The 4,062-nt window shown below is 62.9% G+C and carries 6 protein-coding genes; 4 read left to right on the forward strand and 2 right to left on the reverse strand.

Annotation, left to right across the window (positions count from 1 at the left end):
• The coding region (locus G4O04_06545) for a LysM peptidoglycan-binding domain-containing protein (protein ID HEY58179.1) at positions 1-505 on the reverse strand (505 nt) is incomplete at its 3' end.
• A 78-nt stretch (positions 506-583) separates the two neighbouring features.
• On the opposite strand from G4O04_06545, the gene G4O04_06550 reads away from it, so the two are divergent.
• Positions 584-1,081 carry a hypothetical protein gene (locus tag G4O04_06550; GenBank protein ID HEY58180.1) on the forward strand — a complete coding sequence of 166 codons (498 nt, stop codon included), beginning with the start codon at positions 584-586 and terminating at the stop codon, positions 1,079-1,081.
• Between the two features lie 118 nt (positions 1,082-1,199).
• Here G4O04_06550 and trpS read toward each other — a convergent pair whose 3' ends face one another.
• Entirely contained in the window at positions 1,200-2,279 is a 1,080-nt protein-coding gene (gene trpS, locus G4O04_06555; protein ID HEY58181.1) for a tryptophan--tRNA ligase, read from the reverse strand.
• Between the two features lie 448 nt (positions 2,280-2,727).
• Between trpS and G4O04_06560 the strand changes: the two genes are divergently transcribed.
• The 3 genes from G4O04_06560 to G4O04_06570 form a co-directional block, all read left to right on the forward strand.
• Entirely contained in the window at positions 2,728-3,078 is a 351-nt protein-coding gene (locus tag G4O04_06560) for a winged helix-turn-helix transcriptional regulator (GenBank protein HEY58182.1), read from the forward strand.
• Positions 3,079-3,188: 110 nt separating this feature from the next.
• On the forward strand, positions 3,189-3,446 hold the full coding sequence (locus tag G4O04_06565; GenBank protein HEY58183.1) for a DUF5320 family protein: 258 nt from the start codon (positions 3,189-3,191) through the stop codon (positions 3,444-3,446).
• 107 nt (positions 3,447-3,553) lie between these two features.
• Positions 3,554-4,062, forward strand: a 509-nt coding sequence (locus tag G4O04_06570; GenBank protein ID HEY58184.1) for a helix-turn-helix domain-containing protein, incomplete at its 3' end; no start/stop codon positions are given.

Raw genomic sequence — 4,062 nt, forward strand, 5'->3', positions numbered from 1 at the left:
CGGTGCCTTCGCGGTTGGTGAGGCCCACCGCGCCGTCGGCCAGCAGGGGTTCGTCCCCCTCGTCGTAGAGGGCGTTGCCGTTGGCGTCCAGATAGAGCAACACGCAGATGGTGCCTACCCCGGGAACTGGGGTGGGGGTGGGGAGGAGCGCCGTGGGCGTGGCCGTCGGCCCCAAAGTGGGCGTGGGCAGCACAGGGCCGGCAAAGCCCAAAAGCAGGGTTTGCCCGGGGACGATGGTTTCGTTGGGGGCCAGGTTGTTCAACTCCCGCAGTTCGTCCACCGTCAGGCCGCTGATGGCGGCCACCCGCCATAGGGTGTCGCCCGGCTGGACGACATACAAGATGCGCCCATCGGCCCCCGGTGTGGGGGTGGGAAAGGGCGTCAGGGCCTGGGCCGGAACCGATGCCTGGGCGGGTGCCGAGCCCAACGCCAGCCAGACCGCCAGGACGCCCCAAAGCAGCCATCCGAGCAGTGTCCCCGTTTTCTTCCCTGTGCCTCGTTTCATGGGTTCATTATATCACTGGCTCAAATTGTGGTATAACCAGACGAGAAAGTTCGCCCCTGCATCTCCGAGTAAAGGCTTATGAACAGATCCGAAAACGAGTCGCCCCCCCTTTCCGATGGCGCGCAGCCTTCCTCGCCCGGAGGCAACGGTGAAGCCTGTTTGATTTTGGGCCTCTTGGTGGCCTTGGTAGGATGGGCGTTGTATCTGGTGGGTATGAGGCCGCAATGGTTTGGCCTGGAACGCGCCCCGGGGGTCGGGCTGGTGCAATTGCTCATCCTGTCGGTGGGGTGGGTGATTTTCGCCGCCGGCGCTTATTGGAGCATCGCCGCCATGTGGCCCAAAGGGCAGCCCTGGCCCTTGCGGGCCGATATCGGCGCCCGATTGCTGGCCACCGGCACGGTGTTGGTGGTCCTGGCCGCTCTGGCGGATGTGTTCGGATTGGGATCGCATCCCTGGCCGTTGACGCCCTCCTTTGGGCCGTGGCAGCAGGCCGGCGTGCTCATCGGGCAGGGCGTGGGCTTCCTGGGGGTGTTGTTGATGTGGCCTCCAAAAGACATCTCGCCCCCCAGGTCGTAAACCGCACCGGGATGTCGGACCCTTCGCTGGCTCGGCTTCCCGATACGGGATCGCCCCCGGAAAAAGAACCGCCCCCGGTATCCTGTCGGGGGCGGCGTGCGTCAGGTAGGGGCGGCGCTTAGCCGCGCAAGGGGGAGGGGGGACGATCCTCCAAAGCATCCACTTTGCGGCTGATTTCAATGCCGTACATACCCATGGCTTCACGCACCAGTTCCATGGTGGCGCGGGCCTCCTCCCGGGCGCGGCGGGTGCCCTCGATGAGGATCTCCTCGATCAGTTCGGGCTTGCCTTCGTAGCGGGCGCGGCGTTCACGGATGGGCTCCAGAAAAGCGTTCAGCGCGCGGGCCAGTTTTTGCTTCACTTCCACATCGCCTACCTTGCCCTGGCGATAGCGTTCTTTGAGGTCTTCCACCTCCTCTTTGTTGGGGTTGAAAATGTCGTGGTAGCGGAAGACTACATTGGTCGGCTTGTCCGGGTCTGCGGGGATGTCGGGGCGCACCCGGGTGGGATCGGTAAACATGCGGCGGACTTTGGCGTTGACCTCTTCCTCGGAGTCCGAGAGGTAGATGGCGTTGTTCAGGCTCTTGCTCATCTTGGCCTGTCCGTCGATGCCGATGAGGGTAGGAACTTCTCCGATAAGCGCCTTGGGTTCGGGGAAGACCTTGCCGTACATGCGGTTGAACCGGCGGGCGATTTCACGGGTGATTTCCACATGGGCTTCGTTGTCCTTGCCCACGGGGACCAGGTGGGCGCGTGGGAGCAGGATGTCCACGGCCTGGAGCACGGGATAGCCCACCAGTCCGAAGGGGACCGCTTCGTCGTCCATGTTGGCCGCCCGGGCCATGTCCTTGATGCTGGGCAGGCGGGTCAGTCGGGGCAGGGTGACCAGCATCTCGAAGATCAGATTGAGTTCGTAGGTTTCGGGTACCGCCGATTGAACAAAGATGACGCTTTTTTCAGGGTCGATGCCCACGGCCAGGTAGTCCAGCGTGACTTCCAGGATGTTTTGCCGGAGTTGTTCGACTTCGGCCTTGGTGGGTTTGGTGGTGAGGGTGTGCAAATCGGCAATGATGAAGAAGCACTCGTATTTGTCCTGGAGGGCCAGGCGGTTCTTCAGGCTGCCCACATAGTGTCCCAGGTGCAGTTTCCCGGTGGGACGATCGCCGGTCAGGACGCGAAGTTTGCGTTCCTTGCTCATAAGGGAGCCTCCTTTTGTCGAAAAGGAATGAAAAAACGCCCATCCCTTTGGGGACGGGCGCAAGGTGCGCGCGCGGTGCCACCCCACTTGGGCTGGGGGCGTGCCGTTTCGAGACTGGGCACATCCCCTGACCCCGCTTTTGGCCCGATAACGGGGGCCAGCCGGCCCGGCCTACTGACCCATAAGGGCGTTCGGCGGGCGGCTCCCGGGCCCATTCAGCGTCGGCGTGACGGTTGGGCTTTCAGCCTGCGGCCCAACTCTCTGTACGCCCGTTTCGACGCCTACTCTTCCCGTTCGCAGCCGTTGGCTATGGCCGGGTGGTGTTTGCAGTTTACCAGGGCTTGGCCTCGAAGTCAAGTTGCGCGCGGCGCACAAAACCTTGACAAATATAACAAACAAGTGTATATTACGATTGCGTTACATAACAAACTCTTTATGTGAGGGTGCGATGCCTTCTCAACCTTTTCCTGCCATGTGGGTACGGGCGGCTCTGGTGGCCCAGGCGTTGGCCCATCCCATGCGGCTGGCGCTGTTGGAAGCCATCGGCGACCAGGGCGCTTATGTGATGGACCTGGTGCAGGCGCTGGCCCGGCCCCAGCCCCATATTTCCCGGCAACTGGCCGTGTTGCGCGAGGCCGGGCTGGTGACCACGGAGCGCCGGGGGACTTATATCCATTACCGTTTGGCCGAGGGCGTGCCTGAGTTGCTGGCGGCGTTGGGTGGTGTGGCCGAGGCGCTGCCGCCTCAGGTCGGCTCCGGCCCTGAGGGCCCTGAGGCGGGGCCGCCCCGGCGGTGGTGAGGGGGGCGGCGCTACTGGGGCGGAGGATAGCCCCGGCGCGGCACTGAAGGAGGTATCGCGCGCCGAGGCCTGACCTCGGCGCTTCCATCCCGGTTTCAGGAGGTGCAACGATGTTCGGTTTTGGCAAGTTTGGTCGTGGCGGGGGCCGTTGGGGAGGCCCCGGCTGGCGTCGCCAGGGCTTCTGGCGGGGGTGGTCCGCGGCTGTCCAGGGTTGGGGCGGTGGCCCCGGCTACCGCTGGCAGTGGGAAGCGCAACAATTGCCCCCAGCGGAGCGGCGGGAGTACCTTGAAGCCTTCAAGGCCCATCTGGAAGCCCGCCTGGATGAGGTGAACCAGGCGCTAAGCGCACTGGACAAGGGCGAGATGTAAGCCCTCTGGTGAGACGCCTGCCGGCCCGCGAGGTCCATCCCAGATCTCGCGGGCCGGTGGGTTTGGGCGTGGGCGGCAGGCAACTCAGGGCGTGATACAATCAAAGCATGAGTAACGATTACCGTGAACGACGGTATCTTTCGGTTGGAGAGGCTGCCAAAGTCTTGGGTATCCCGGTACGTCGGTTGCACCGGTTGGTCGAGGCGGGTGAAATTCCTGCCCAGCGTGCGGCCAGTGGACAGTATCGCTTTGATATCCGGCAGTTGCGTTTGTTGGTCGAGCAAGGGAAGTTCCCCGGATCTCAGAAGAGGCACGGGGTGCCATCTTCGGAGCGTCGGACGTGGGAGTTGGAGTTGCAGGGGACGCACCAGCGCATTGTGTTGGGGGATGCCCGCTCAATGAGCGAGTTGCCCGATGCCAGCGTTCATCTGATGGTGACTTCTCCTCCTTATTTCAATGCCAAGATGTACTCCCCTGAGCCTCTGGTAGGCGATTTGGGCAATATTCACGATTTGGAGACCTGGTTGGAAGAAATCGGCAAGGTGTGGGCTGAGGTGTATCGCGTCCTTCAACCAGGACGGAAGGCGTTCATCAACATCATGAATCTACCGATCAG

This window comes from Anaerolineae bacterium (genome assembly GCA_011176535.1).
Taxonomy (GTDB): Bacteria; Chloroflexota; Anaerolineae; order Anaerolineales; family DRMV01; genus DUEP01.

Bases quoted from the DNA above. Each gene is read 5' to 3' on its own strand.
- G4O04_06550 (HEY58180.1), top strand. From the start codon at position 584: ATGAACAGATCCGAAAACGAGTCGCCCCCCCTTTCCGATGGCGCGCAG.
- trpS (HEY58181.1), bottom strand. From the start codon at position 2,279: ATGAGCAAGGAACGCAAACTTCGCGTCCTGACCGGCGATCGTCCCACC.
- G4O04_06560 (HEY58182.1), top strand. From the start codon at position 2,728: ATGCCTTCTCAACCTTTTCCTGCCATGTGGGTACGGGCGGCTCTGGTG.
- G4O04_06565 (HEY58183.1), top strand. From the start codon at position 3,189: ATGTTCGGTTTTGGCAAGTTTGGTCGTGGCGGGGGCCGTTGGGGAGGC.